The sequence below is a fragment of the Variovorax sp. Varisp85 genome, from assembly GCF_047304045.1.
GTDB lineage: Bacteria > Pseudomonadota > Gammaproteobacteria > Burkholderiales > Burkholderiaceae_C > Variovorax.
This window is the reverse complement of record NZ_JBGLYN010000090.1, coordinates 1-26,057: the sequence shown is the minus strand read 5'-3', so window position 1 is coordinate 26,057 and position 26,057 is coordinate 1. Positions and strand designations below refer to the sequence as shown.

The window sequence follows — 26,057 nt, the reverse complement described above, 5'->3', positions numbered from 1 at the left end:
GCCGCAAGCTTCTGCTTCTCTGTGTACCTGGTCACTTCGAACCCTCGAGTTCGTCCAGGTTTCGGGGGTCAGATCAAATCCTTGGTGGACACCATCGTCATAGACACTAGGGCCAAGCTCAAGACGGGATCACCGCGCGCTTACCGCGCGGCGCGCCCAGAGCCGCTTGCACGTAGGCAACGCAACTGAGAAGCCCGACTGGATTGTTCCGAAATCTTCTCTTGCTCTGGCAAGTGCCTGGAGATTGGATGCCGCACACGCTCGTGCCACTGGCCTCAGGTCAGGTCCGCAAGCGCTTCCCTGACACCCTGCTCCCGCAACGGGGCGTCCGCGCCGTTTCGATGAAGCGCCGCATCCATAGGCACCGGCGTTACGCAGTCTTTGTGGATGACCCCATCCTTCATCACGAGCTGAATCTTCACCGGGTCCGTCAGCAGCCCGAGATTCGTCAAGGGATTGCCGTCGACCAGGACGATGTCTGCCAGGAAGCCCTCCTTCAGCTGGCCGAGTTCATCTGACCGCTGCATGATCTGGCCGCCGAGCCGGGTCGCCGCAAGCAAGGCCTCCTTCGGCGTCATGCCAATGTAGTCGACAAAATACTGAAGGTCGTTGGCATTGGTGCCGTGCGGCATCCATGCAAAGCCATAGTCACCGCCCGGAAGGATGCGGATTCCCCGCTTGTGCATTTCGCGCAGCGAGGCCGATGCAATTTCCAGCTCGCGCTTGTAGCCCATCTGCGTGGCCACGGCCTCGGTGATTCCGTATTCGGCGGCGTTGTAGGTGGTGCGGATCAACCAGCCAATACCCGGTGCGACAAAGTGCTTGTCCTTTGCAGCTTCGAGCATGTCCAGGGCTTCGGCATCGGCGAAACTGGCGTGATAGACCATTTCGATGCCGTGGCGCACGCACTGCTTGACCGATTCGCTGGACCGGGCGTGCGCAGCCATGCGCTTGCCATAGCGCTTGGCCTCCTGCGCCAGCATCGCCACCTCGTCCTCAGCAAACGGGGACATCTCCGCCGGCAGGCCCGCGATGTACTCGCCGGAAAGGTTGATCTTCAAATGGTCGACGCCATACTTGATGAAGGTGCGGGCCGATTTGCGGATTTCTTCGGGTCCGCTGCAGACGCTGCCGAAGCTCAATTCCTCAAATTTCATGTGCGGCAGCGTGTTGTCCCCGAGCGCGCCGATCGTCGTGATTTCCTGGCTGCCTGCGAGATAGCGTGGGCCGGGAAACTCCCCAGCGTCGATGGCATTGCGCAGCACCACGTCGAGCCGCGGCTTGGCCGCCGCTGCGCCAATGGCGGAAGTCCAGCCCATATCTAGATAGCGCTTGGCCACCCGTACGCACCAGAGCATGTGCTCCTCGGGTGGCATGAACTGGATTGCGGCGAGCGAAGGCTGGTCATTCCATGAAAAATGCGTGTGCGCCTCGGTCATGCCGGGCATGAGGAAGCGGCCCCTGCCCTCGATCACGCAGGCGTCGTCGGTGCTGACTTTCTGCGGTGCGCGCGCAACTTCGAGGATGCGCTTTCCTCCGACAAGAACGTCGCCCACATAGGGGTCTTCGCCGGTGCCGTCAAAGATGCGGACATTGGTGAATGCAGTGCGGGTCATGACATGTCTCCTCCGGTCGTGAATGCCGGAAATGGTGGATGAAACCTAATAATCTGGAAAAGAATCAGCACAGCGATGCATGGAACCGCTCGAGTTCCTGCATGCAGCGTCGCGGCTTCTCGAAGGTGGTCCAGTGGCCGCAGCCGTCGAAGACCACCTGTCGCGATCCGGCAATGCGTGAGCTCATCACAGCGACATTGGCTGGCGGCGCGACGCCGTCCTGGTCGCCGGTCACGAGCAAGGTCGGTATGCCGATCCGCTCGATCCGGGCCGACTGCGCCGCAGCCAGCGCCTCGCAGCTTTGCGCATAGCCCTCGGGAGACTGGCGCATCACGCTTTCACGCACCAGCGCGAGCACCGCAGGCTGCTCGACCTTCGTCTCCCGGCTTGTGGCTGCCTTGACGATGGCATCGGCAATCTCCTGCATCGCCACCGCCCCACCACGCGCGATCGCCGCGCGCGCCAGGATGTTCGGCCTGGCCGCGTCAGGCGGCGCAACTAGCGGGCCGAAGAGCGCCAGTGACTTGACCTTGGAGGGATTGCGAACCGCGAGGTGCTGCGCAACGATGGTTCCAAGAGAGTGCGCGACAACATGCACCGTCTCGATGCCAAGCGCCGAGAGCAAGGCTTCGAGCTTCAACGCATAGCCTTCGATCGAGAGCGGCTCCTGCAACAGCGATGAGCGCGCACTGCCAGGCAGGTCCGGCCGAATCACTCTGAAATCTGACAACGCGGCAAGAAGCGGCGTCCAGGTGTTCGACGAGCCGCCGAGCCCATGGATGCACAGCAGTGCATCGCCGTCGCCATCGATCTCGACGGCTAGACCGTGGATGAGTTGTGTCGCCATGGTGCGGCTCAGACGAACTTGTTCTCGATGGCACCCAAGCCGTCGATCTCGACGCGCACCACATCACCGGACTTCAAGTACCGCGGCGGTGTCATTCCCATGCCGACCCCTGCCGGTGTACCGGTGGCGATCACGTCGCCCGGATACAGCGTGATGCCGCGCGAAATGGTTTCGATCAACATCGGAATGTCGAAGATCATGTTCTCCGTGGGGCCGTCCTGGCGCAGCTCGCCGTTGACCCAGCAGCGCACGCGCGCCCTGGTGCCATCGAACTCTTCCGCCGTCACGACCCACGGCCCCATCGGGCAGAAGGTGTCGAAGGACTTGCCGAGGTCCCATTGCCCGTGTCGGATCTGCACATCCCGCGCCGTCACGTCATTGACCACCGTGTAGCCAAAGATATGGTCCATCGCCGCAGCGCGCGTGATGTTCTTGCCGCCCTTGCCGATGATGACGGCGAGCTCGGCCTCGTAGTCGATCTGGGTCGAGACGCCGGCGGGAACCAGCACGTCGTCATGCGGACCGACCACGCACTCCGGTACTTTGGTGAAAACGATCGGCCACTCGTCAGTCTCAGCGCTGTTGTCCTTGAAGACCGAGGCCGAGAGTTCCTTGGCGTGTGCGTGATAGTTGCGCCCAACACACCAGAGATTGCGGCGCGGTTTGGGCAGTGGCGCATCGAGCGCTACGTCGCCCATCTTGATTTTGGGGGCGATCGATAAAGGCAGCGCGCCGCCGCCGGCCATTATTTCGATGATGCTCAAGATGCCCGCATCCGCCTGCGCGGACGACAGGTCGAGCGGCTGGATAGACAGTCCGTCGCCGGAAACCACGCCCACTTTGCGGGTGCCGTCGATGATGAAGGTTGCGATGCGCATTTCGGTTTGCTCCTGGGATTTGCCTTGCTGGCCGCGGCGCCAATGGAGGTGCCGCAGGGACGGATCAACTGTAGAAAAACGAGCCTTCGAGGGCTTATCGATGCATCCGGCGACGTATCGAAGAGTCGGGTGAAGTGCTAGGGAGTTACCCGGGGAGGGCTCCCTGCTAGACCAGTGCGGACGAACAATTGAGCCGTTGACCCATGATTCAAGGACCCGAAAGATGTCGGAGGCATACGCACTGCACGAAGGGGCGTTCGGTACGGCGATCGTTCTGGAATCACGTGCGAACCTAGTCGCGCACGCGCATTCGGAATCGCAGCTTGCGCTGTGGCTCGGCGGCACGCGCGCCGTCGCCCACGTGGGCAGCGAAGTCGTGCCCTATGGCGAGGACGTCGCGCTCGGCGTCAACGCCTTCGAGGCCCACGACATGGTCATGGAGAGCAGCGGCGGTTCCTGCCTCTTTCTGGTCTTCATGATCTCGCGGCAATGGCTGGACGACCTTGGAGATACAACAGGCCGCAGCTTTCGGTTTCCGTCGCCTCGCGTGCCCATCAATGCCGCGCTTCGCCGGTCGTGCTGGCGCGTGCTCGACCTGTTTATCTCCGCCCAAGACGCCCGTTCGTCTATCGACGGCGAGGTCGAACGCCTGCTGGAAGCGGCCATCGCGACTTCGACCACTGGCGCCGAGACTCCTGCGGTTCACAGGATGCTCGACCAACGGCTGCGCGGCGCAATTTCATATATGCGTGAGCATGTCTCCGAGATCACGACCATTGATGAAATCGCCGCCAAGGTAGGGCTGTCGCGCGGTCACTTCTTCGCCCTTTTCCGAGACCAGCTCAACACAACGCCACAAGTCTTCTGGAGCGGCGTGCGCGTCGAGGAAGCCATGCGGCGCGTAGCGGAAGGCAGCGCACTGACTCAGGTCGCCCTGGACCTCGGCTTCTCTGCGCCTGGAAACTTTTCTCGCTTCTTCAAGGAGCACACCGGAGTTTCACCGTCGATCTTCAAGCGGGCAGCGCGAGACCCTATGCCGGTGACCGTGACTGGAATTCCGCGAGAGCCACAAATCTAGCTGCATGTTTGCGCGACATGTTGGGGCAGGTTGCCCTCGCCGCTCCGGCCAAGACATCATCCTTCCCCAAGTCTTGCTCTTCAGTCTTCGTTCTCAAGCCCCAAGCCCGCCCAACTCCAGGCGCATGCTCGCCCCTCCAAGGTCGGATGACCCGACTTCGAGCCGCCCTTGATGAATGCTGGCCACTTCGGAAACGAGGTGCAAACCGAGGCCGGCTCCGCCCCCGCGGGCGCGAAGTCGGTAGAAAGGCTCGACGATCCGCCCGCGTTGATCCTCCGGAATGCCGGGCCCGGAATCGGACACCTCGATTGTCGCGGGTGGATAGACGCTGACACGAATCTCGCATCCTTCGCCACCATGTTCAATGGCATTCTGAATCAGGTTCGCCACCGCGCGCTCAATCGAAGTCACGTCGGCGCGGACGCGTATAGCATCGAGAGCATCGACCGCAATCGAACAGCCATTCATGACTACCAGAGGGGCCAGATCGCCGACCACCCGCTCGCAGAGCAGCCGAAGGTCGACGGAATCGATGGATGCTGGTTCGCGTGTAAGCCTTTGAAGATCAAGCAGTTGCTCAGCCAGTGTGGCCAATCGCGTTGTAGCCCGAAGCAGCCGCGGCTTGTCCCTGGTGTTTTGAGGCAAGGACTCGATCTGTATGCGCAGCGTTGCAATGGGAGTTCGTAGCTCATGCGCCGCGTCCGCCAGAAATCTTTCGTGACGCTTGTAGCCCTCGTCGAGACGATCGAAGGCTCTGTTGACAGCCGCCACGAGCGGCTGGATCTCGGCAGCCACTTGGGTCATTGGCAAGCGCGTTTCAAGGCGGTCGATGTCGATATGTTCCGCCTTGGCCGCAGTAGCTACCGTTCCTGCCAATCCGCGCCGGATGACAAATGGCGTAGCCACAAGCACCACCAGTGCTGTCACAAGCATGGTGGGAGCCACCAATACGAGGTAGGCCGTCGCTATCCATTTGAACTTGTCTACCAAGGACAGTGGCGCCCCAGCCTGCACCATGACGTTGACAGTTCCTCCATCTGTATCGATCCGCTCGAACCGAGCTGCAGGCCGACCGACGGATTCGGCGAGATCCAAAGCCGACCGCTCCTTGCCATCCAGGACCCGAAGCAACGCGACATAGCGTGAAGGGACATCGCCATGCCGCAACTCGTATCCCTGCGAGTTGCGCACTACAAACCAGAGGTTGGGTGCAGCGCCCAACAGCCGCTGCACTTCCGAGGTCGCTCCCAGCACAAGCTTTCCGTCGGCAGTGTGCTCGATCGACCTGCCGATGATCTGCACCGTACGTTCCCCACCTTCGTCCACGAATCTTCCTACCGCGCCGAAGATCGCAATCACGCCGAGAAGCGCCAGCAAGCTGGCGACAACCTGCAGGAGGACGAGATTTCCGACCAGTCGCCAGCGCAGGGATCTTGGTTTCATGCGGACGTTTTCAGCAGATAGCCGACCCCACGAATGGCGTGTATTTCCACGCCTGCGCCCGATTGCTCCAGCTTGGATCGAACTCTGGATACGTGGGCGTCCAAGGAGTTCGAGCGTATGTCATCCGCATCTCCATAAATGCGCTCCAGCAGCCGCTGCCGAAATACCGTACGGCCTGTCGACAGGAGAAGGGTTTCGAGCACCAGAAGCTCGCGTCGCGTCAAGGCAAGCGGTTCGTTCCCGACTTGGAACTGGCGTGATTCGTGGTCAAAATGCAGCCGTCCGGCGACACTAATCTGCTGCGCACGCACAACGGGGCGGCGCGCGAGAGCCCGAATCCGGGCCATGAGTTCGTCGATGGAGAACGGCTTGGCTAAGTAATCATCCGCGCCACGATCCAGGCTGCGAACCCGTTCCGTTACCTCGCCCATCGCGGTCAAGACCAGCGCTGGCGTTGACCGGCCGGAACCTCGAAGAAATTCAATGAGGGCAAGGCCGTCGCCATCGGGGAGGCCTCTGTCCACGATGAAGATATCGTGGTCAGCATCGATTGCGAGATGCATGGCTTCACGCAATGACGAGGCGATGTCCACCACCATCGAATTGTCATGCAGGGCGGACGCCAGCGCCTGCGCGAAATCGGAATCGTCTTCAACTACAAGGATTTTCAAGGGCGAACCATACTTTGGGTCAAACGAGGCTGGCTATCGAGCCCCATCCAGGCAAATCGGAGGCAGTTTGCCCGATCGAAGGTCAGTCCGCGAGTCGCCGGCCATCCAGCTGCTCCGCCAAACGCCTGGAGCGAGCCAGCCTTCCGGGACGTTGCCACATCGCGCGCCCCCACGGGCTCCACGCCGCGCGCCGCGCCAGGCAGGCCACGAGTATGCCCCCGGCCACGTCGACGAAGACGTGCTGACGGGTCGCAAGCGTCGAGTAGATGATGGCGAGACACCAGAACCAGTTGAGAGCTCGGACCCAATGCGGCGAGCGAATGCTCTTCAGCTGGCTCGAAATGATGTACCCGCTGTACACAGCGAACGCCACGTGCAGCGAGGGGAATGCGTTTCCGCTGGCGTCGGACTCTTTCAGAAGGCGGAGCATTGGAACTTGGGACCACTCAACGCCGAACGGCGGTGTAACGGTGGGAAAGAGCCAGAATGATGTGATGCCCAAGAGAGCAATGGCCAAGGCTCCCGCGGCGCAGGCGCGCAGCGCGCCTGCGTTCAACGCGAAGGCAGGGGCGAGTGATATGTAAAGCCAAAGCGACACGTAAGGTACAAACGCAAATTCGTTGACGCCAATCCATTGATCGATCCACGTCATTGGCATCGTGATCGCCCGGCCCGCCGTTTGTTCCATGGTCCAGAAGTACACAGCAAAGAATGCGGAGATTCCCGTGACCGTACCGATCATTTTCAGAAACCAGAGTGTCCGGATACGAAACCAGAGGGCTCTGGTCCAGGAAAAGGGCACGTGCGCAGGTTGGATGTATTTCATCTGAGATCCACAGGGGTCGGAGGGCCATCCTATGGACCGAGATTGCGCAAACATTACGCAGATCGGCGGGCAGAAACATTCGGCGGCGTCCCCGGGTGCGCAGCCGCTGTGTGGATCCCGGCCACAACCGCCAAAAGCCCGATTCCGTAGTGATCGGAACCTCGGTCCGTCACTGGCCCCTTTTGCGCAGCGCAGCCCTACCCGCCTGTCTAGAACGCGTGCCTCATGCCGAAGTCGTAGCCCGTCGCCGCGCGAGGCGCATAGCCCGAGGTGCCGGCACCGGTGGAAAGATAGCCTCCAGTACCGCCGGGGACCACTCCCATGATGGCCGGGCTGTTCTGCCCGTTCTTGATCCGGATCCGTGCCACTGTGGCATATAGCGCCGTGCGCTTCGAAAGGTTGTACTCATAGCCGATGGCAAGCTTGCGCACCGATGCATCGCGATCGGGTGCGAAGGGCGTGGCGGCGGCACCTAGGTCATTGTTGAACTTCACCCATGAGAAGGCCCCCTTGATCAAGCCAGCGCCAACCGGCACCGTGACGCCGAGCAGTCCGCCCTTGTACTTGTCGACCTCGCGCGTGGTGAGCAAACCGAGTACGGAGACAGGCGCGGTCGACACGGAAACATCACACACCTGCGACAACTCTCCGAAGAGCTTTAAGGTCCCGAAATCGTAAGAGGCGCCGAGGTTGAGTGTCTTGATCTTCTCGCGCAACCGGGTCCCGGTGGGCAGCCCTGCTGCGTTCAGCGTCGTCGCATCGGCAGCGGTGCTTTCGCCATAGGCCAGCGCCACATCCAGAGCTTGTGAGAGATATCCGAACCGCCCGCCGACGAAGCGGCCCTTCGCGCTCGGTGTGCCTGGCGCATTGCTCTGGCTTGTGTTCTCGTGCAGCGCATACTGGACCTGCCCATAGAAGTTGCCCAGCCCCCGCGGCAGGAAGTAGCCGATGCTGTTGCTGGTGCGCATGTAGTTGTCCGTCGCAGAGACAGCAGAGCCTGGCCCTTTCGCGACCTGCAGATTACTCCCCACGCTCGACACGACGTTGCTGCCGACTCCCAGCGTGCTGAACGGACTGAAGACAGCATCGTTCCAGTAGGTAGGCGTGTAGTCCCGGCCAAGACGGACTTCGCCGAAGGGCCCTGAGAGACTCAGAGTAGACCGACGGTTAAAGGCAATGACCCCGCCCGTACCGGCTCCAGTACCGGAGTCGTTGGCCAGCCCGGCTTCCATCCAGAAGGTCGCCGCCATGCCACCACCCAGATCCTCCGTGCCACGAAAACCCAGCCGGCTGGGTGTTGTGCCACTGTTGGAGAGCACGGTCTGGCTGCGTTTGATTTCCGCTGCGGGCAAGAGCAAACGGGTGGTGTTGCTATAGAAAGAACTGGTCGTGCTGTAGTAGCTGGCGCCGGCATCCACCGCACCAAACAATGTGACGGACGATTGCGCGATGGCTACACCTGCACAGGACAGCATAGTGACTGCCGCGATGGTTTTTTTCATGAAGTCTCCTCGATGGGTTTTGGGTGGGAAAGCGGTGGTGACAAGGTCAGGCCGGCCCATGGATTGGCCGCCCTCCTCGCCCCTAATTCACCATTAGTGAATTGTGAAATGAAAGTTCCTGCATGTCAGCCATACTTGCCTACGCATTAACCCTAGCAACTCACCCGCGGTGAGCGCATTGAAGAATTGCCCATGAAGACAGCGAGCACAGCAGAAGCCAAGACGCGCGACGCGGACCGTTCACGCAAAGCCATCCTCGAGGCCGCGAGAAAAGAGTTCTCGGTTCACGGCCTGGGCGGCGCGCGGCTGGAGCGGATCGCGGCGGAGGCCGGCGTGCACAAGCGGCTGGCGTACTACTACTTCCAGGACAAGGACGGCCTGTTCTCGGCCGTGCTCGAGAGCGTCTACGAGGAGATCCGGGATGCCCAGTTGTATCTGGACCTCAAGGGCATGGCACCCTTGGCCGCGCTGCGGCGGCTGGTCGAATTCACTTGGGACTACTACATTGCCCACCCCGAATTCATCATCTTCCTGAACAGCGAAAACCTGCACAAGGCAAGGCATCTGGCGGCCTCACCGCGCATCCGCGCGCTGAATTCCCCGCTGCTGCAAACCCTGTCGGATATCGTCGAGCGCGGGCAGAAGGAAGGCGTGTTCCGCGCCGGCATCGACCCCATGCAGCTCTACATCACGATCGCAGGCTGCGCTTACTTCTACCTGTCCAACATCCACACGCTCTCTGTCGGCTTCAGCTGCGAGCTTGGCAGCCAGAAGATGCTCACCCAGCGCATGCTGCACATCATCGACGTCGTCACCGCTTACGCGCTTCGCTAGCAGCAACGACGCGCGGGGACCTTGTCGGTCCCAATTTTTCGCCCCATAATTCACCAATAGTGAATTGAGGCAAGCATCCTGCATTCCGCCGACGGTGGCCCGGCTCCTGCGCCGCCCTTCAGAAATCTCCTCTTATGAGCACCCAACGTCTAGGAATCATCATGCACGGCGTCACCGGCCGCATGGGCATGAACCAGCATCTGATCCGCTCGATCTGCGCCATCCGCGCGCAAGGCGGCGTCACGCTGTCGAACGGCGACAAGGTGATGCCCGACCCCATCCTCATCGGCCGCAACGCCGAGAAGATGGAAGCGCTCGCCAAGGCTCACAACATCGCACGCTGGGGCACCGACCTCGACAAGGCGCTCGAGAACAAGGACGACACGATCTTCTTCGACGCCGGCACCACGCAGATGCGCCCCACGCTGCTGGCCAAGGCCATCCGCGCCGGCAAGCACGTGTACTGCGAGAAGCCGATTGCCACCAACCTGAACGAAGCGGTGGAGATCGCGCGCCTGGCCGAAGGCTCGGGCCTGAAGCACGGTGCGGTGCAAGACAAGCTCTTTCTGCCGGGCCTGCGCAAGCTCGACATGCTGCGCCGCGCCGGCTTCTTCGGTCGCATGCTCAGCGTGCGCCTGGAGTTCGGCTACTGGGTGTTCGAGGGCGACCTGCAGCCCATCCAGCGCCCGAGCTGGAACTACCGCAAGGAAGACGGCGGCGGCATGATCCTGGACATGATGTGCCATTGGCGCTATGTGCTGGACAACCTGTTCGGCGAGGTGAAGTCGGTCTCGTGCATCGGCGCGACACACATCCCCAAGCGCTGGGACGAGGCTGGCAAGCCTTATGAGGCCACCGCCGATGACGCGGCCTACGCCACCTGCGAGCTCACCGGCCACAACGGCGAACCGGTGATCGCGCAGATCAACATGAGCTGGGTCACGCGCGTGCGCCGCGACGACCTCGTGACCTTTCATGTCGACGGCACCGACGGCTCGGCCGTCGCGGGCCTCTCGAGCTGCCGCGCACAGTCGCGCGTGGCCACGCCGCGCCCGGTGTGGAACCCCGACGAGAAACAGACGATGAATTTCTTCGACCAGTGGCAGGAAATTCCGGATTCGCAGACTTACGACAACGGCTTCAAGATCCAGTGGGAGCACTTCATTCGCCACGTGGTCGAGAACGAGCCGTACAAGTGGACGCTGCCCGAAGGCGCCAAAGGCGTGCAACTGGTCGAGGCGGCGCTCGAATCGTGGAAGGACCGCCGCTGGGTCGATGTGCCGTCGCTGAAGGTCTGAGGTTCCTCGCCATGGCTCTTTCGCTGAACCTCCCTACCGCCGGCGGCACGCTCGCGCCCTACGCGCTGCGCGGCACCGCACCGGTGAAGCCCGATGCGGGCATCAAGTTCAACCGCATCGCCTACTCGGCCGCGCACGTGGTGGCCGATCCGCTGGCGGCCATCGACCCGTGGCTGCAATGCGCAGTCGACTGGGACACCACCATCGCCTACCGCCGCCACCTGTTCTCGCTGGGCCTGGGCGTGGCCGAGGCCATGGACACCGCGCAGCGCGGCATGGGCCTGGACTGGCCGACCTCGCTCGAGTTGATCCGCCGGTCTCTCGATGCAGCCAAGGACGTGCCGGGCGCACTGGTTGCGTCAGGCTGCGGCACCGACCACCTGAACATCGACGACGTGAAGAGCGTCGACGACGTGATCCGCGGCTACGAAGAGCAGATGGCCGCCATCGAGGCGCTCGGCGGCAAGCTGATCGTGATGGCCAGCCGCGCGCTGGCCCGCGTGGCCAAGAGCCCGGCCGACTACGAGCGCGTGTACGACCGCATCCTGCGCCAGGCGAAGCAGCCGGTGGTGCTGCACTGGCTCGGCGACATGTTCGACCCGGCGCTGGCCGGCTATTGGGGCACGAAGGATGTCGATGCAGCGATGGACACCGCCGTGGGCATCATCGCGGCGCATCCAGGCAAGGTCGACGGCATCAAGATCTCGCTGCTCGACAAGGACAAGGAAATCGCGATGCGCCGGCGGCTGCCCCAGGGCGTTCGCATGTACACGGGCGACGATTTCAATTACGCCGAGCTGATTGCCGGTGACGGCTTCGGCAGCGAGCCCACGCACGGCAAGAGCGATGCGCTGCTGGGCATCTTCGACGCCATCGCTCCCGCCGCGAGCGCCGCGCTGGGCGCACTGGCCCAGGGCCACACCGAGAAGTTCCACGCGATCCTCGGCCCCACGGTGCCGCTGTCCCGCCACATCTTCGCGGCGCCCACGCGCTTCTACAAGACCGGCGTGGTGTTCATGGCCTGGCTCAACGGCCACCAGAAGCACTTCACGATGGTGGGCGGCCAGCAGAGCACGCGTTCGCTGCAGCACTTCGCCGAGTTGTTCCGGCTGGCCGATGCGGCCCATCTGCTGGAGCAGCCGGAACTGGCGGTCCGGCGTATGAAGAACCTGATGTCGACCTACGGCATCGAATGACGAAAAGCAAGAATGCGAAAAATCGACAGCTACGCACACATCCTGCCGAAGGCTTACTTTGACAAGATGGCGGAAATCGCAAAGGACAAGGGAGCCATCAAACGGTGGCTCACCATCCCGGTCCTCTATGACCTAGACGCACGCTTGAAGATGATGGAGGACTTTCCTGGGTATCAGCAAATCCTCACGCTTTCGAACCCTCCCATCGAACTCATCGCCGGGCCCGAGATCTCGCCCGAAATGGCGCGCCTGGCCAACGACGAGATGGCAAAGATTCGCGATGCTCATCCGGACAAGTTTCCGGCGTTCGTCGCATCCTTGCCGATGAACAATGTACCGGCAGCGCTTGAGGAGATGGAGCGCGCGATCACGGTGCTCGGCGCACGTGGAATCCAGGTCTTCACCAACGTCAATGGGCGCCCTCTGGACGATCCGGATTTCTGGCCCATCTTCGAAACGGCAAGCAAGAAGTACGACGTGCCGGTGTGGATGCATCCGGCCCGTGGCGCTGGCATGACGGACTACGCGAGCGAGGAGAAGTCGAAATACGAGATCTGGTGGACCTTCGGCTGGCCTTACGAAACCAGCGCGGCAATGTCTCGCATGGTCTTCTCCGGCTTCTTCGAACGACTCCCCGAACTCAAAGTAATCACGCACCACATGGGCGCAATGATCCCGTACTTCGACGGACGCGTCGGCCCCGGTCTCGACCAGTTCGGCTCCCGGACATCGGGCGAAGACTACGAAGGGCTGCTCAAGCGCATGAAGAAGCGCCCCATCGATTTTTTCAAGATGTTCTACGTCGACACGGCATTGGCGGGCGGCAAGTCGGGGATTCGTTGCGGATTGGACTTCTTCGATCCGAAGCAGGTGGTCTTCGCAACTGATTGCCCCTTCGATCCGGAAGGGGGACCGATGTTTCTGAGAACCATTCCCCAGGCGATCGACGAACTGAATCTTCCACAGGACGTACAGGACGGCATCTATTTCGGCAACGCCCTTCGCTTGCTGAAGATGAATTGCTGCTGAGACGGCGCCAAAAAGACCGAGCTTCAAATCATCCGGAGACAAACAATGAACAAGAGAATCTTCCTGCAAGCGATCGCAACCGCTGCGCTATGTGCTGGAAGCATCCCGGCCATCGCGGACAATTATCCCTCGCGGCCCGTGAAAATCATCGTGCCGTACGTGGCGGGCGGCACCGTGGATCTGGTGGCCCGGGTGTTGGCACAGAAGCTGGGGGAGCAGATGGGCCAGCCGTTCATCGTGGACAATCGCCCTGGTGCCAGCGGATCCATCGGAAGCGACATGGCCTCCAAGGCATCGCCCGACGGCTACACACTCCTGCTTCAATCACCGACGCTTGTCGCGAGCCCTTTTCTCATGAAGAAGACGCCATACAACGTGAAGACCGACTTCACGGCGATTTCTCTGCTGGGGTCGGTGCCGATGGTGGCCGTGGCAAACCCGGCTGTGCCGGGCAAGAATCTGCAAGAGTTCCTCGCGGCGGCCCGCCGCGAGCCGTCGAAGTACGCGTTCGGAACTTCAGCCATCGGATCTCCGATGCACCTGGCGCAGGAGGCAATCAAGCGAGACGGCAAGCTCGACGTGCCCATCGTCATCTACAAGGGCACGGGCAGCGCACTCAACGATGTATTGGGAGGGCAGATCAGCATGATCATCGACGCGATCCCGTCTTCTGCTCCCAACATCGCGGCCGGCAAGCTCAAGCCCCTCGCCGTCACCACGCGCGAACGCCTGCCCTCCATGCCCAATGTGCCGACGGTCGCGGAATCCGGCTTTGCCGGCTTCGAAATGGTCAGCTGGTACGGGCTGTGGGCGCCGCCCAGACTACCTGCAGCGATCCTTGAGCGGCTTTCGGCGGAGGTTGCCAAGGCCATGCGCTCTCCGTTCGTAGCCGAGCGCCTCGAGCCGCAGGGCTTTGTGTCCTCCCCGAGCACTCCGGCCGAATTTTCCACTTACATCGACAAGGAAGCAGCCACTTACGAGCGCATCGTGAAGGACGCCAAGATTCAGATCGACTGATCGTCACACATCAGAATGGAAGGCAGATGATCTCGTGCGACGTCAATGCCACCTGACGTAATGAGCGCTGACCCGCGGGGCAACACCTTTGCAATGTTCGCGTAACCCTTATCGGTAGTCTTCTCGTCAATCTCCAACCGATTCGCAGATCGCGGGCCGTGCGGCGATCTTATAAGGAGCTGAAAGATGAGGTTGAATGGCAATCTTCTAGTGCTTGCAGTTGCAGCGGCGTTGACGCTCATGCTGACAGGCTGTGCAGTGGATCGACATGAACGACGCGCTGCAATCAAAGGAGCTCTGATTGGCGCAGCTGGAGGCGCTGCGATCAGTGCAATGACTGGCGGAGACGTGGCTGCAGGAGCTGCGATCGGAGCGGCTGGTGGTGCCGCTGTAGGTGTCATAACTCATGAGGGGCGCGAACGCCGCGTCTACAACGACGGAGGTCGCCGCTATTGGCAGGACGACTACGGCCAGCGGCGCTATTTTCCAGACGGCTATCGTTGACCGAACTGGGCTGGCCTGAGTTGAACAGCCAGCGCAGTTCGATGACGCACGGACTTGGCGCCGTCAAGCGAGCCTGCCGCTCCCCCGGAGCGGCTCTCAATCCGTGACTGGCAGCATAAATCGACCCGTCGGTCGTCCTAGGGTCTCCGTATAGAGCCGAGGCTGCTTGCCGTCCAGGTCCTTGATGCCATACGCCATACCCAACTCAGCCGAGATCAGCGTCTCTCCCGACCTATCAAGCTTCGACGGATCACGCCACAGCCGTTCGATGACCGACCCCGTGAACTCAGGCATTTCGAAGTTGGACAGATCAGCCGCAACTTGGGGAGGGAGGTGTTCGCGCGGGATGGACTTCAGCACGTCGGTGAGGATCAGCCCGGGCCAGATGGATACCGCAGTCACGTTGTACGGACGAAGATCCACCGCCATGTCGAACGTCATCTTGTCGGTACCGGCCTTTGCAGCCCCATACGCTGGCCCGCAATGGTAAGACACGGCACCATAAAAGGAGATGTTGGCGATCAGGCTGCCACCAGTCGCGACCATCAGCGGCACCGCGTGGTAGGCGGCCACGTAATTTGAGCGAAGCCCAATATCAATCATGTCAGCGAGAGCGAGCGGCTTCTCCCAGAAGGGCCCCGGCTTGGCGAGCGACCGAGCATCGACCGCGGCGGCATTGTTGACGAGGATGTCCAGGCACCCTGCCTCCATCTTGATGCGCTCGAAGAGCATCTTCACTTGCGCGTCGTCGGCGTGATCGCACATCACGGGTATGCCTTCACCACCGACGGAATTCACCTCCTCAGCGGCATCTTCGAGTGGCTCAAGTGAGCGCCCAGTAATGTAGACCTTGAAGCCTCGGCCGCCAAGCGCCCGCGCAATGCCTCGACCGAGCCCACGACTCGCACCCGTAACGACCGCAATATTGGTTTTCATCTTTGGGGTGACCCTCACCGCAGTGCGCGGATCCGCTATTCAACATGCTCGAGAGGTTACCTGGGATTGCGAGCGGCGCCTACGGCACACCTTTATGCCCGTCAATCTTGCGAGCAGGGCCTGACAAATTGCCGCGGACATCCAACGGCCACCCGGGGGCCGAAGGAGCTTCAGGATCATTTCGAGCAGTGCCGCCGGCCATATGATCACAAGCAGAAAAATACCCCAGCCGCCACCCAATGCCACTGCGAACGGCGTGTATGTTCCCGCGATCAACAGATAAATCGCACAGTGATCGAGGATCCGAAGCGTAGCCTTGCGAGCCTCGCTCGTACTGCAGTGATAGGCCACCGAAGCCGCATACGTCACCAACACCGTGCCGATGAACGCGATCACAGAAAGCGTCGGGGCAGCAGAGTCAAGAGCGCTACTCCGGACAATGAGCCAACACCCGAGCACGAGGAAGATTGCGAGACCAGCTGCATGTGTCGTCACGTTCATGCGTTCGCCTGGCGGTATCGCGCTGACCCAGCGCGACAGCCACATCGGCCGACGATCTACACCAGGGCTGCTCCGGTTCGCATCGGATCGCGCGCAGACCTCTTCAGATTGGCCAGCATGCGCCGCACGGGCAGTCTCGGTCGGGGGGGGTAAGTGCATCATTTCCATCTATTCAAGAAAAGCGACAGCGGCGCAGCGTCTTGGGCTCGGAAGCCGCACGCTAACGCGTGCGCTGAGCACAATGACAAGGATGGTGGAATGAGTCGCTCGCACTTGCGGAACTCAGTATCAATCCATCGCCGGCCGGCAGCGTTCGATCAAGCAGCGCTAACCCGCAACTACCGGTATGCACGGCTTCCCGGGGCTTGAAGCAGGTTCGGCACGCAGTTGGGGAGGAAGCGCTTCTGAACAGCCGCCTCGCTGATGGACGCAGCCAGCTCGGCTACATCTTCGATCAGCAGGATTTTCATGAAAGACGTCTCGCTCAACAATGGACGAGCATTACATCTACCGAACATTGCGGCAACGTAGCGCGTCAGCGAATCGATCGCGACAGGCGCCCAATCGAGAAAAGTGAGGATTGAAAAACCGATTGCGAAAATCGCCAATAGAACAGCGCCGTTGCACATGTGGCAATGGAGAAGCTCAGATTGGGAATTGCAACGCCGCAAATAGCGGACCAATCTTTGTCCGCGACCTGCTAAACGGACACGTGCCCCGATCCAAGCTGAAGCACGGCTGAAACCGCGGCGTCGCTAATTTTCGCTATCGAGGTGAATGCGTCTCGCTTTTCGACCGGCAAGCTTCACGACAAGGCGAGAACGTGCCTCGCTGCCGCTCGGCATCTCAACGAAGAGATCTCACGCGTTGCGAGGCAACAGCACGATCTTTCCGAGCGTGTCTCCGCTGTCGAGCAACTCGTGCACGCGGCGCGCGTCCGCGAGCGCAAAGAGCGCCGCCTTCGGCGCACGCACGCGGCCCGCGGCCATGAGGGCAATGGCCGACTCCATCAGCCCGCGCCGTTGAGCGGCATCGGCATCGATGGCGTGGATCGAAAAAGTGCGTACCGCCAGGCTCTTGCCCAGCAACTTGCGAAGCTCCTCGAACACATCACCCGCCGGCGGGCCGGTGACGATGTTGTAGGAAACCGCCATTCCGAACGGCGCCAGGGCGCGCAGGCAGGCGATGAAGTGCGCGCCTCCGAGATGGTCGAAGGCCAGATCGACGCCGCGCCCGCCGGTAAGCTGCATGACCTTCTCGGTCAGTCCCTGAGGATCGCTCTCGACGACTTCGTGCGCGCCATTGGCCAGTGCGAAGTCTTTCTTTTCCGGCGTCGAGGCCGTCCCGATCACATGCAGGCCGCGATCGCGCGCCACCTGCACCAGTGCCGTGGCCACGCCACCCGCCGCGCCGGGAATCAGGATGGAGGTCGCAGGCGAGTTGCCATTGCTCGACAGCATGGCCAGTGCGAGCTGGAAGTTTCCAAGACTGACGGCATCCTCGAAGCGGATCGCATCGGGGAGAACGAATGGCGCGGCCTCGGGCACGCAGATGGCTTCGGCGTAGCAGCCGCCGCGCTGCTTCAGTTCCCGCGCGCTCACGAACACGCGCTGGCCGACCCGTAGGGCCGTGACGCCGGATCCGACCGCATCGACCACGCCGGCCATCTCGTTGCCGGGAATCGCCGGCATGGGCGGCATCCACTTGTAGGTGCCGTTGCGGATCAGCACGTCGGGGCCGCCGGCGCCGATCGCCATCGCCTTGACGCGCACTTCGCCCGCCTGCGGCTGCGGCAGAGGAAGCTCCACCAGTTGCAGAACCTCCGGGCCGCCGGGGGCCTCGAGCTGGATCGCCTTCATGGTGTGCATCACCGCTGCCCGTCGTGCACGGCCACCTGCTCCTTGGTGAGCCCGCCCAGGCGTGCATGCACCCGCCCTCCCGTGCCCATCACCAGCGCGAACAGGATCTCGTTCGGGCGCGGCGCGTCCTGGATGCCCACCTCCATCGAGTTGTAGTGGCTGCGCACGTACGCGGCATGGATGTAGTGCAGCGGCACCATGAGCCGGTAGCCGGTGGCGGCCACCGCCTTGGCCGAGGGGACGATCGCCTTCGGCTCGCCCAGGATGCTGCGCATGGCCCATCCCCCGGCCTCGTGCCAGACCGCGCCGTGCTCCAGCTCTCCGTTCACGCCGACGATCGCGGCCTTGCTGTAGACCTCGATCTTGTCCTGCCCGAGCACCTCGACCAACTCAGTGGCAAGCAACGTGCCGAGCGAGCGCAGCTCGGCCATGAAGGGCATCAGGTCCGGCTCGTACCGTCCCGCGTAGGGGTTGTGGATGACCGCGCAGGCAGCCGCCAGCCTGAGCGGCGTCGCGGCCGGCGGACCGCCCTCGTGGTAGATCGTTTCGATGGAAAGACTGCGCTTGCGGATCTCGATCAGTGACATGGAATTGACCTCATTGCTTGGGAATGTGTGCGTCGTTCACGACGGCGGCCCACCGCTTCAGCTCGGCGGCCACCATCGTGGTCATTTCTTCCGGTGTGCTGCCGCGCGCTTCGCCGCCCATCTCTTCCAGCCGCGCACGCACGCCCGGCGCCTGCAGGGCCTTGAGCGTCTCGGCCTGCAGGCGATCGACGATCGGGCGCGGCGTGCCGGCTGGCGCCATGAAGCCGGCCCAGGAGCGCACGTCGTAGCCGGGCACGCCTTGCTCGGCCACGGTCGGCAGCTCCGGCATCTGGCTCCATCGTTGCGCACCGGTGGTGGCCAGCGCCCGCAGCTTCCCTGCCTTGATGTTGGCCATGACGGCCGTGGGCGGCGCGATGATCATCGGCACCTCGCCGCCGAGCAGCGCCGTGACCGCGGCCGCATCTCCGCGATAGGGGATGTGCAGCATCTCGGCCTTGGCGGTCTTTACCAGCAGCTCGCCGGCAAGGTGGTGCGTGGAGCCGATGCCCGCCGATCCGTACGACACGCTGCGCGCGTCGGCACGTGCCGCGGCCAGCACTTCGGCAAGCCCGCGGTACGGCGAATCGGCCCGCACCACCAGCAGGAACGGAAAGTAGGTGATCGTGGAGACCATCTGGAAGTCCGACACCGTCTGGTAGCCGAGCTTGTTGTAGAGGGCGCCGGCCACGGCATGGCCGCCCGTGGCCAGCAGCAGCGTGTACCCGTCGGGCTTGGCACGCGCCACCGTTGCCGCGGCGATGGTGCCCCCTGCCCCGGCCTGCGCCTCGACCACGAAGGGCTGCGCCAGCCCCTTGGTCATCTCCGCGCCGACCACGCGCGCGATGGTGTCGGCGTTGCCGCCGGCCGCAAAGCCCTGGTAGACCTTGATCGGCTTGTCCGGATAGCCCTGGGCCATGCCGTCAAGGGGTGCCGCGCAGGCCATGGCAAGGCCTGCGGCGACGAGCAATCGTCTGCGCCGCATGAATTTGTCTCCGATGGTTCTTGTAGGAAGGCTGCGGCTTATCGTGCCGAGGCCCGGGCGAAGGGCTTCAGTCCTGCTGCACGATCGGGTTGCGCAGCACGCCGATGCCTTCGATCTCGACCTCGCACACGTCGCCCGGCTTCATGAAGCGCGGCGGCTTCTTGCTCCAGCCCACGCCTGCGGGCGTGCCGGTGGCGATCACGTCGCCGGGTGTGAGCGTGAAGATCGTCGAGGCATAGCTGATGAGCTTCGGAATGCTGAAGATCATGTGGCCCGTGTGGCTGCTCTGCACGACTTCGCCGTTGAGCCGGGTCTCGAGCTTGAGCTCGCGGCCGGGCGCGATCTCGTCGGCCGTCACCATCCAGGGACCGAAGCCGCCGGTCGACTCGAAGTTCTTGCCCGAGGCGATCTGCTTGGCGTGGAACTGCCACTCGCGAATGCTGCCGTCGTTGTAGCAAGAGTAGCCCGCCACATGGGCGAAGGCGTCGGCCTCCGCAATGTTGCGCCCGCCCTTGCCGATGATGACGGCGAGCTCGCCTTCCCAGTCCAGCGATTCCGACACGTGCGGCCGCACGATCGGCTGGTTGTGCGCGCACTGCGAACGCCACACGCGCAGGAAGATCGGCGGCTGCTCCGACAGTTCGCGATGCATGCCGGCGGCCAGCACCTCCTGGTGATGGTCCATGTAGTTGCGCACGGCGCACACGATCTTCTCGGAGCGCGGGATCACCGGCAGGAAGGTGATGTCGGCCAGCTTCGCCGCCACCGGCAGGCCTTCGACGTGCTGCGCCGCCTGCAGGTACTCGTCGGAGGCGATGTAGTCGACCAGGCCTGCATGCTGGGGCCGCGCCTTTCCGAGGTCGACGACGCCGTCACCGACGACGGCGCCCCAGGTTTCGCGGCCTTGATGGACAAATGACAAAAGCTTCATGGGAACTCCGGTTGAAAAGGGTGTGCGGAAAAGACGGAATGCGTCAGGCGGCAGGCGCAGCGGGCGAACGCGACTCGAACTGCGCCTGCCATTGCGCAAGCGGCATGAAGGTGGGGTCCTTGCGGCACGCCTCCTCGGTCTCGCGCATGAGCGTCTCGTCGTCCTTCGAAAGATCGAGCGGATCGCCGTGCGGCTGCGCCACGTAGAACGGCGTGTCGACGTAGATCTCCACCGTGTTGCCCTCCGGGTCGAGCATGTAGACCGAGAGCGCATTGCCGTGATTGAGGCCACGGATGCTGGTGGCGCCCCGGGCCTCGGCGCGCGCGGAAATATCGCGCAGGTACTGGATGCTCGGCACCACGAAGGAGATCTGCATCACGGTGCTGAACTTCGCCTCGGCCGGCCGGCCCGAGGCCAGCACCAGCTGGTGATGCTGATCGGGGCTGGCGCTGGTGAACACCAGCTGGTTCTTGAAGGTGCGGCCTTCGCCGCGATCGGTGATCGTGAGGTCGAAGGTCTCGGTGTAGAAGGCCACCATCCGGTCCAGGTCCGTGACGAAGATTCCGAAATGCGAAGGCGTGGGTCGGGCGACCTTGAGCATGCTGTCTCCTGTGAAGGGGCCGGTGGCCCTACGATTGCGCGGCCTGGGCGGCCTTGAGTGCGGCCAGCACGTTGCGTTGCGTGCTCAGGATGTGCTCTTCGAGCAGGACGCAGGCCGTATCGGCGTCGCGGCGCAAGGTGGCGTCCATGATCTTCTTGTGCTCGTTCGACTTGCGGCGCGCGGTCTTCCTGTGACGAGCGGAAAAGCGCCGGTACCGCTCGGCCTGGTCGAACAGGCTCGCGCCCCATACGCGCTGACGCAAGGAAGGGCATGCAGCCACCAGCGCGAGGTGAAAGGCACGGTGCAGCTGCGACCAGCCGTTGTCGAGAATGACAGGTCCGTCGCCCAGGCGGGACTCGACCTTCTCCAGGCGGTGGTACGCAGCAAGGATGTCCGCCTCCCAGGCATCATCGCCATGGGCAATGGCTTCCCGCAGCGCAGGCACGTCGAGCATGACGCGCATGCGCGTGATGTCGGCCAGGTCGTCTTCGGAGATCGGCGCCACGCGGAAGCCGCGGCGCTCGTCGGCGCGAATCAGCCCTTCCTGCGCCAGCCGGCTGAGCGCCTCGCGCAGCGGGCTGCTCGAATAGCCGTAGGCGGACTGGAGTTCGTCGAGCTTGAGCTTGGCGCCGGCTTCGAACGTGCCGGCTAGAACATCTTGCCGCAAGCGGGTGAAGGCCTGTTCGACCAGCGGCGGCTCGTAGGCGGGGGAGATTTCTTGTTTGTGCAAGGAAATCATTTTATGCATAAACTCCAGATTTTTTTGATCAAGAACATCACCATGGCACACGACATCCCGACGACCGGCATCCGCCTGCTCGGCATCTCCGGAAGCATCCGGCGCGACTCCCACTGCACCGCGGTGCTTCGCAGCCTGCAGCCGCTGCTGCCGGCGTCGGCAACCATCGAGCTCTTCGCGCTCGACGACGTTCCGCTCTACAACGCCGACCTGGACGGCGATGCGCCGCCCGCGGCCGTCGTCCGGCTGAAGAGCGCCATTGCGCAGGCCGATGGCCTGGTCCTGTGCTCGCCGGAATACAACTACGGGATGCCCGGCGTGCTGAAGAACGCGATCGACTGGGCGTCGCGGCCCGGATTCGCCTCGCCGCTCAAGGGCAAGCCCGCGCTCATCATCACGGCCTCGCCCGGCAGTGCGGGCGGTGTGCGGGCACAGGCGCAGATCCGCGATGCCCTGGCCGCCACGCTGGCGCGGCCCGTGGTCCGGCAGCATGTCGCGATCGCGAACGTCAACGCACGGCTTCGCGATGGCCGGCTCGCGGACGAAGCCACGCTCGACTTCGTGCACGCAGCGCTCGCCGACCTCCTCGAGGACATCGCGTTGCTGGGCAAGGCCGCGTTCGGGCCGGCAGGCCGGAGCTGACGAAGGCATCTGCGACATGGGTTCAGGCCCGGCTCAGCCCTGGCGCCTGGTGCCCACGAGCACGAACAGCATGGTCGCGGGCTTGTCGCCGAGGTTGCGCCATGCATGCCGGTTGCCGTGCTGCACGGCCACCTCGTGCTGGCGCAGCAGCACCTGTGCGCCGTCGTCCAGTTCGAGCGTGATCTCGCCTTCGAGCACGATGTCGTAGTCGATGCTGTCGGTGGTGTGCATGCCGGGGTGGTCGGGCTCGAAGGTCTCGGCCAGTCCGGGAACCAGGCGGCCGAACTCGGCGCCGAAGGCGGCCGCATCGAAGTCGGCGCGCATCATCACCGCATCGGGCGGGAACGTGACCATCATGAGCCGGGTTCCGCCAGCGGCAGGCACGAAACCCGCCTCGCCCGTGCGGTCGCCCACGGAGCCGGTGCCCACGCTGTCGGACGCATCGGTGGCCCAGAGCAGCACCGCGGCAAAGCCGGGCACGGTCGTGAATTCGACGCTGCGCGGCGCCGGCCCATCCGAGATGAATTTCGCCTTGCCGCCGGCACCCGTGCCGGCCACTACCCGTCTGATCTTCATGGCGCGCTTTCAGGGATTGATGACGAAGTTGCTGAAGCCACCGTTGCGGCTCGCGATGCCCGAGATTGCTTCGTTGATGCGGTCCAACGGATAGCACACGTGCTCGAAGACCGAGAGGTCCAGCGTGCCGGCCTCGGCCATGTCGGCCATGTCTTGCCCCTCGCCAGCCGTGAACCAGGCCGAGCCCTCGATGCTCTGCTGCTCGTCCATCATGGTGTGCAGGTCCATGCCCACCATGCCGGCGATGGCGCCAATGTTGTAGGCGCGGCCGCCGCGCTTCAGTGCGCGCACACCCTGCTGGAAAGTCTCGTGCGGCGCGCCGGGGCCCAGCGCGTCGATGAAGGTGTCCACGCCCAGCCCGTCGGTGCGTGCCTTGGCCCACGCGTCGATGGCCTCGCCGTCCGCGCTGGAGAAGACCTCGATGCGATCGGGGGCCAGCGCCTTCACGCGCTCGAGCAACTCGCGGTTGCGTCCGGTGCCCAGGATGCGCGTGGCGCCCATGGCCAGGCCGAAGAGCGCGCCGCCGATGCCGAGCGTGCCGCTGATGCCGTTGATCAGCACGCTGCGACCCGGCCCCACCTTCGCCTTGCGCATCGCGGAGTACATGGTGCCGAGGTAGCCGAAGCGTGCCGCCTGGTTGAAGCTCACGTTGTCCGGCAGCTTCACCAGCGCGTACTGCGGGGCGATCATGTATTCGCACAGGCCGCCGAACGGATAGTTCTTGTAGAGCTTGAGCGAGTTCTGCGAAAAGCCGAAGTAGCCGCTGAACGCGTAGTGCGTGCAGTTGATCAGGTCGCCGTTGCGGCAGGCGCGACAGCCGCCGCAGTAGAGGCTCGGGTTCACGTAGACGCGATCGCCCGGCTTCCACGTGTGCACGTGGGAGCCGACCGCCGTTACCTCGCCGGCTGGGTCGAGCCCGAAGACCGCGGGCAGCGGCGGCAGCGGCAGCTCCGGAAACCAGGTCGTCCAGTTGGCCAGGATGTTGCCGAGGTTGGGCACGATGCCGCATGCACGCACCCGCACCTGCACATCGTTGGCGGCGGGCTGGGGAATCGGAAGTTGCTCGACCTCCATCGGGGCGCCGACCTGGTGCAGTCGGGCAGCTTTCATCGTCGTCATGGTGTCTCCTGGCTGATTGATGTCTAGATGCACAAATCGTGTTTTGTGCATTCTTTTCGACCACGCGGCATAGCGTCATCAGTAATAACCCTTTGTGCGTGAAATCATGTTTTATGCACAATATCTGATTCATGCATTCAAACAAAGCCATGCTCCACCAGAATCCGGAACCCGTCGACGTGGCGATCATCGGCTTCGGCCCCGTCGGCGCAACGCTCGCCGCGCTGCTCGGCCAACGCGGCTTGCGCGTCGCGGTCTTCGACAAGTCGCAGCAGATCTACCCGCTGCCGCGCGCCTTCGCGCTCGACCACGAAGCACTGCGCGTGTTCCAGGAGATCGGCATCGCCGGCACGCTGGCGCCGCACATGACGCCCTACCGCCCGACGGTCTACCAGGGCAGCGACGGCGAACCCATCCAGCACTTCGACATGGGGCCGTCGCCCTACCCGCTCGCGTGGGCGCCGTCGTACACCTTCAACCAGCCGGCGCTGGAAGCCTCGCTGCGCCAGGCGGTCGGCAAGCTCCCCGGCGTGTCGATCCATCTCGGGCACGAGGTGCTGCAGCTGAGCCAGTCGCAAACCCACGCGCAGCTCGGCGTTCGCAGGTCCGACGGCACGCAGGCGCAACTGAGCGCGCGCTATGTCGTCGGCTGCGACGGCGGCACCAGCCCCACGCGCAAGCAGATGGGCCTGACGCTCAAGAGCCTCGACTTCGACGAGCCCTGGATCGTGGTCGACATGCATGTCGACGAAGACAAGCTCGACCGGCTGCCCGCCACCAACGTCCAGTACTGCCACCCGTCACGGCCTTGCACCTACGTCGTGGGTCCGGGCACCCACCGGCGCTGGGAGTTCCTGCTGCTTGCCGACGAGGCCGAGCAGCGCGAGATGCCGCACGAGGCCATCTGGCAGCTGCTCGCCCCCTGGCTCACGCCCGCTGACGCACGCATCTGGCGCGCGGCGGCCTACCGCTTTCATGCGGTGGTGCTCGAGCGATGGCGCAACGGCCGTGTGCTGCTGGCGGGCGACAGCGCGCACCAGATGCCCCCCTTCCTCGCCCAGGGCATGTGCCAGGGCTTGCGCGATGCCGTCAACCTCGCCTGGAAGCTTCAATGGGTGCTCGAGGAACGCGCCCCCGAGAGCCTGCTGGACAGCTACGGCGACGAGCGCGGACCGCAGGTGGAAGACGTGACGGCAACCGTCAAGCGGCTGGGCCAGATCATCTGCGAGCGCGACCCGGTGCGCGCCGCCGAGCGCGACCTTCGCCTGCGCGAGCAGCAAGGCGGGCAGGTGCGGATGCAACTGCGCCAGAGCCTGTTGCCCGGCGTGCGTCACGGGTTGATCGAACGCGACGAGTTGCCCGCGGGCACGCCCTTCCCCCAGGCGATGGGATGCATCGAACCCGGCGTTGCGCCGCAGATGATGGACGACCTGTTGCCGCCCGGCTTCCTGCTGGTGTTGCGCCATGCGCCCGATCCGGCGGCGCTCCGGACCTTGGAAACATCGGTGGCGAACCTCGGCGCGCAGCTGCTGTGCCTCGATGCCGCGACGACGGCGCCCGGCGTGGTGAAGCTGGCCGAAGCCGACGGTATTCTGGCGGCCTGGTTCGAACGCCATGGATGCGAGGCCGCGCTCGTGCGGCCGGATCATCTGGTCTACGGCGTGGCACGCACCTGCGGCGATATTGGCGAACTGGTGCGACGCGCCTGCACAAGGCTTGGCGTGGCACTCAACCTTCCTCCCCCCGCTCGCCGGGAAACGGTATGACCTGTCCGCGCCGAAGTAGAACTGAGCCACCGCGCCGCTTGAATCGTGAGCCAGGGGTGGAAGCCGACGCAGCAATGGT

Annotated in this window: 27 protein-coding genes; 9 read left to right on the top strand and 18 right to left on the bottom strand. The window is 63.5% G+C overall.

Annotated elements, in window-relative coordinates; all coding sequences use genetic code 11:
- Window positions 1-275 precede the first annotated feature (275 nt).
- From ACCC97_RS26150 to ACCC97_RS26140, 3 genes are all read right to left on the bottom strand, one after another.
- Complete coding sequence (locus ACCC97_RS26150; RefSeq protein ID WP_413335880.1) at window positions 276-1,616, bottom strand: amidohydrolase family protein; 1,341 nt, start codon at window positions 1,614-1,616, stop codon at window positions 276-278.
- A gap of 64 nt (window positions 1,617-1,680) precedes the next feature.
- Entirely contained in the window at window positions 1,681-2,463 is a 783-nt protein-coding gene (locus tag ACCC97_RS26145) for an alpha/beta fold hydrolase (protein WP_413335878.1), read from the bottom strand.
- Window positions 2,464-2,471: 8 nt separating this feature from the next.
- On the bottom strand, window positions 2,472-3,341 hold the full coding sequence (locus ACCC97_RS26140) for a fumarylacetoacetate hydrolase family protein (protein ID WP_413335877.1): 870 nt from the start codon (window positions 3,339-3,341) through the stop codon (window positions 2,472-2,474).
- 223 nt (window positions 3,342-3,564) lie between these two features.
- Here ACCC97_RS26140 and ACCC97_RS26135 point away from each other — a divergent pair, with 223 nt between their 5' ends.
- Window positions 3,565-4,419 carry a helix-turn-helix domain-containing protein gene (locus tag ACCC97_RS26135; protein ID WP_413335875.1) on the top strand — a complete coding sequence of 285 codons (855 nt, stop codon included), beginning with the start codon at window positions 3,565-3,567 and terminating at the stop codon, window positions 4,417-4,419.
- A gap of 93 nt (window positions 4,420-4,512) precedes the next feature.
- Here ACCC97_RS26135 and ACCC97_RS26130 read toward each other — a convergent pair whose 3' ends face one another.
- The 4 genes from ACCC97_RS26130 to ACCC97_RS26115 form a co-directional block, all read right to left on the bottom strand.
- A complete protein-coding gene (locus ACCC97_RS26130) occupies window positions 4,513-5,862 on the bottom strand; it encodes a sensor histidine kinase (RefSeq protein WP_413335872.1) in 1,350 nt (449 codons plus the stop codon).
- Window positions 5,859-6,533 carry a response regulator transcription factor gene (locus ACCC97_RS26125; RefSeq protein WP_413335870.1) on the bottom strand — a complete coding sequence of 225 codons (675 nt, stop codon included), beginning with the start codon at window positions 6,531-6,533 and terminating at the stop codon, window positions 5,859-5,861. The genes ACCC97_RS26130 and ACCC97_RS26125 overlap by 4 nt, the downstream gene beginning before the upstream one ends.
- Window positions 6,534-6,615: 82 nt before the next feature.
- A complete protein-coding gene (locus ACCC97_RS26120) occupies window positions 6,616-7,359 on the bottom strand; it encodes a phosphatase PAP2 family protein (RefSeq protein ID WP_413335868.1) in 744 nt (247 codons plus the stop codon).
- Between the two features lie 209 nt (window positions 7,360-7,568).
- The gene (locus ACCC97_RS26115) at window positions 7,569-8,861 is read right to left on the bottom strand and encodes a porin (protein ID WP_413335866.1); all 1,293 of its coding nucleotides are present in this window, start codon (window positions 8,859-8,861) and stop codon (window positions 7,569-7,571) included.
- 186 nt (window positions 8,862-9,047) lie between these two features.
- On the opposite strand from ACCC97_RS26115, the gene ACCC97_RS26110 reads away from it, so the two are divergent.
- The 6 genes from ACCC97_RS26110 (at window position 9,048) to ACCC97_RS26085 (ending at window position 14,739) form a co-directional block, all read left to right on the top strand.
- A complete protein-coding gene (locus ACCC97_RS26110; RefSeq protein ID WP_413335864.1) occupies window positions 9,048-9,695 on the top strand; it encodes a TetR family transcriptional regulator in 648 nt (215 codons plus the stop codon).
- 134 nt (window positions 9,696-9,829) lie between these two features.
- On the top strand, window positions 9,830-10,993 hold the full coding sequence (locus tag ACCC97_RS26105; protein ID WP_413335862.1) for a Gfo/Idh/MocA family protein: 1,164 nt from the start codon (window positions 9,830-9,832) through the stop codon (window positions 10,991-10,993).
- Between the two features lie 11 nt (window positions 10,994-11,004).
- A complete protein-coding gene (locus ACCC97_RS26100) occupies window positions 11,005-12,189 on the top strand; it encodes a dihydrodipicolinate synthase family protein (RefSeq protein WP_413335861.1) in 1,185 nt (394 codons plus the stop codon).
- A gap of 12 nt (window positions 12,190-12,201) precedes the next feature.
- A complete protein-coding gene (locus tag ACCC97_RS26095; RefSeq protein WP_413335860.1) occupies window positions 12,202-13,218 on the top strand; it encodes an amidohydrolase family protein in 1,017 nt (338 codons plus the stop codon).
- A 45-nt stretch (window positions 13,219-13,263) separates the two neighbouring features.
- The gene (locus ACCC97_RS26090) at window positions 13,264-14,235 is read left to right on the top strand and encodes a Bug family tripartite tricarboxylate transporter substrate binding protein (RefSeq protein WP_413335858.1); all 972 of its coding nucleotides are present in this window, start codon (window positions 13,264-13,266) and stop codon (window positions 14,233-14,235) included.
- Window positions 14,236-14,421: 186 nt separating this feature from the next.
- Window positions 14,422-14,739 carry a hypothetical protein gene (locus ACCC97_RS26085; RefSeq protein WP_413335856.1) on the top strand — a complete coding sequence of 106 codons (318 nt, stop codon included), beginning with the start codon at window positions 14,422-14,424 and terminating at the stop codon, window positions 14,737-14,739.
- 96 nt (window positions 14,740-14,835) lie between these two features.
- Here ACCC97_RS26085 and ACCC97_RS26080 read toward each other — a convergent pair whose 3' ends face one another.
- The 9 genes from ACCC97_RS26080 to ACCC97_RS26040 form a co-directional block, all read right to left on the bottom strand.
- Window positions 14,836-15,675 (bottom strand): SDR family NAD(P)-dependent oxidoreductase, encoded by an 840-nt coding sequence (locus ACCC97_RS26080; RefSeq protein ID WP_413335854.1) that lies wholly within the window; start codon window positions 15,673-15,675, stop codon window positions 14,836-14,838.
- 39 nt (window positions 15,676-15,714) lie between these two features.
- The gene (gene trhA, locus ACCC97_RS26075; protein WP_413335853.1) at window positions 15,715-16,176 is read right to left on the bottom strand and encodes a PAQR family membrane homeostasis protein TrhA; all 462 of its coding nucleotides are present in this window, start codon (window positions 16,174-16,176) and stop codon (window positions 15,715-15,717) included.
- A 338-nt stretch (window positions 16,177-16,514) separates the two neighbouring features.
- Complete coding sequence (locus tag ACCC97_RS26070) at window positions 16,515-16,646, bottom strand: hypothetical protein (protein ID WP_413335851.1); 132 nt, start codon at window positions 16,644-16,646, stop codon at window positions 16,515-16,517.
- Window positions 16,647-17,036: 390 nt separating this feature from the next.
- Window positions 17,037-18,044, bottom strand: coding sequence for a zinc-dependent alcohol dehydrogenase family protein (locus ACCC97_RS26065; RefSeq protein WP_413335849.1), 1,008 nt, complete (start codon window positions 18,042-18,044; stop codon window positions 17,037-17,039).
- Complete coding sequence (locus ACCC97_RS26060; protein ID WP_093050634.1) at window positions 18,044-18,622, bottom strand: amino acid synthesis family protein; 579 nt, start codon at window positions 18,620-18,622, stop codon at window positions 18,044-18,046. Before ACCC97_RS26060 ends, ACCC97_RS26065 begins: the two co-directional genes overlap by 1 nt.
- A gap of 10 nt (window positions 18,623-18,632) precedes the next feature.
- Window positions 18,633-19,604 (bottom strand): tripartite tricarboxylate transporter substrate binding protein, encoded by a 972-nt coding sequence (locus tag ACCC97_RS26055; protein WP_413335847.1) that lies wholly within the window; start codon window positions 19,602-19,604, stop codon window positions 18,633-18,635.
- Between the two features lie 67 nt (window positions 19,605-19,671).
- A complete protein-coding gene (locus ACCC97_RS26050) occupies window positions 19,672-20,535 on the bottom strand; it encodes a fumarylacetoacetate hydrolase family protein (RefSeq protein ID WP_413335845.1) in 864 nt (287 codons plus the stop codon).
- Window positions 20,536-20,578: 43 nt separating this feature from the next.
- Window positions 20,579-21,136: a VOC family protein gene (locus ACCC97_RS26045; RefSeq protein ID WP_413335844.1), complete on the bottom strand. Its 558-nt coding sequence runs from the start codon at window positions 21,134-21,136 to the stop codon at window positions 20,579-20,581.
- A 28-nt stretch (window positions 21,137-21,164) separates the two neighbouring features.
- The gene (locus tag ACCC97_RS26040) at window positions 21,165-21,884 is read right to left on the bottom strand and encodes an FCD domain-containing protein (RefSeq protein ID WP_413335843.1); all 720 of its coding nucleotides are present in this window, start codon (window positions 21,882-21,884) and stop codon (window positions 21,165-21,167) included.
- Window positions 21,885-21,917: 33 nt separating this feature from the next.
- Between ACCC97_RS26040 and ACCC97_RS26035 the strand changes: the two genes are divergently transcribed.
- Window positions 21,918-22,517, top strand: a complete 600-nt coding sequence (locus ACCC97_RS26035; RefSeq protein ID WP_413335841.1) for an NADPH-dependent FMN reductase — start codon at window positions 21,918-21,920, stop codon at window positions 22,515-22,517.
- A 33-nt stretch (window positions 22,518-22,550) separates the two neighbouring features.
- Here the strand turns inward: ACCC97_RS26035 and ACCC97_RS26030 are convergent, their stop codons facing one another.
- The gene (locus ACCC97_RS26030; protein WP_413335840.1) at window positions 22,551-23,093 is read right to left on the bottom strand and encodes a cupin domain-containing protein; all 543 of its coding nucleotides are present in this window, start codon (window positions 23,091-23,093) and stop codon (window positions 22,551-22,553) included.
- A gap of 9 nt (window positions 23,094-23,102) precedes the next feature.
- Entirely contained in the window at window positions 23,103-24,212 is a 1,110-nt protein-coding gene (locus ACCC97_RS26025) for an alcohol dehydrogenase catalytic domain-containing protein (RefSeq protein ID WP_413335839.1), read from the bottom strand.
- A gap of 149 nt (window positions 24,213-24,361) precedes the next feature.
- Here ACCC97_RS26025 and ACCC97_RS26020 point away from each other — a divergent pair, with 149 nt between their 5' ends.
- Window positions 24,362-25,978, top strand: coding sequence for a bifunctional 3-(3-hydroxy-phenyl)propionate/3-hydroxycinnamic acid hydroxylase (locus ACCC97_RS26020; RefSeq protein WP_413335837.1), 1,617 nt, complete (start codon window positions 24,362-24,364; stop codon window positions 25,976-25,978).
- Window positions 25,979-26,057: the final 79 nt, after the last annotated feature.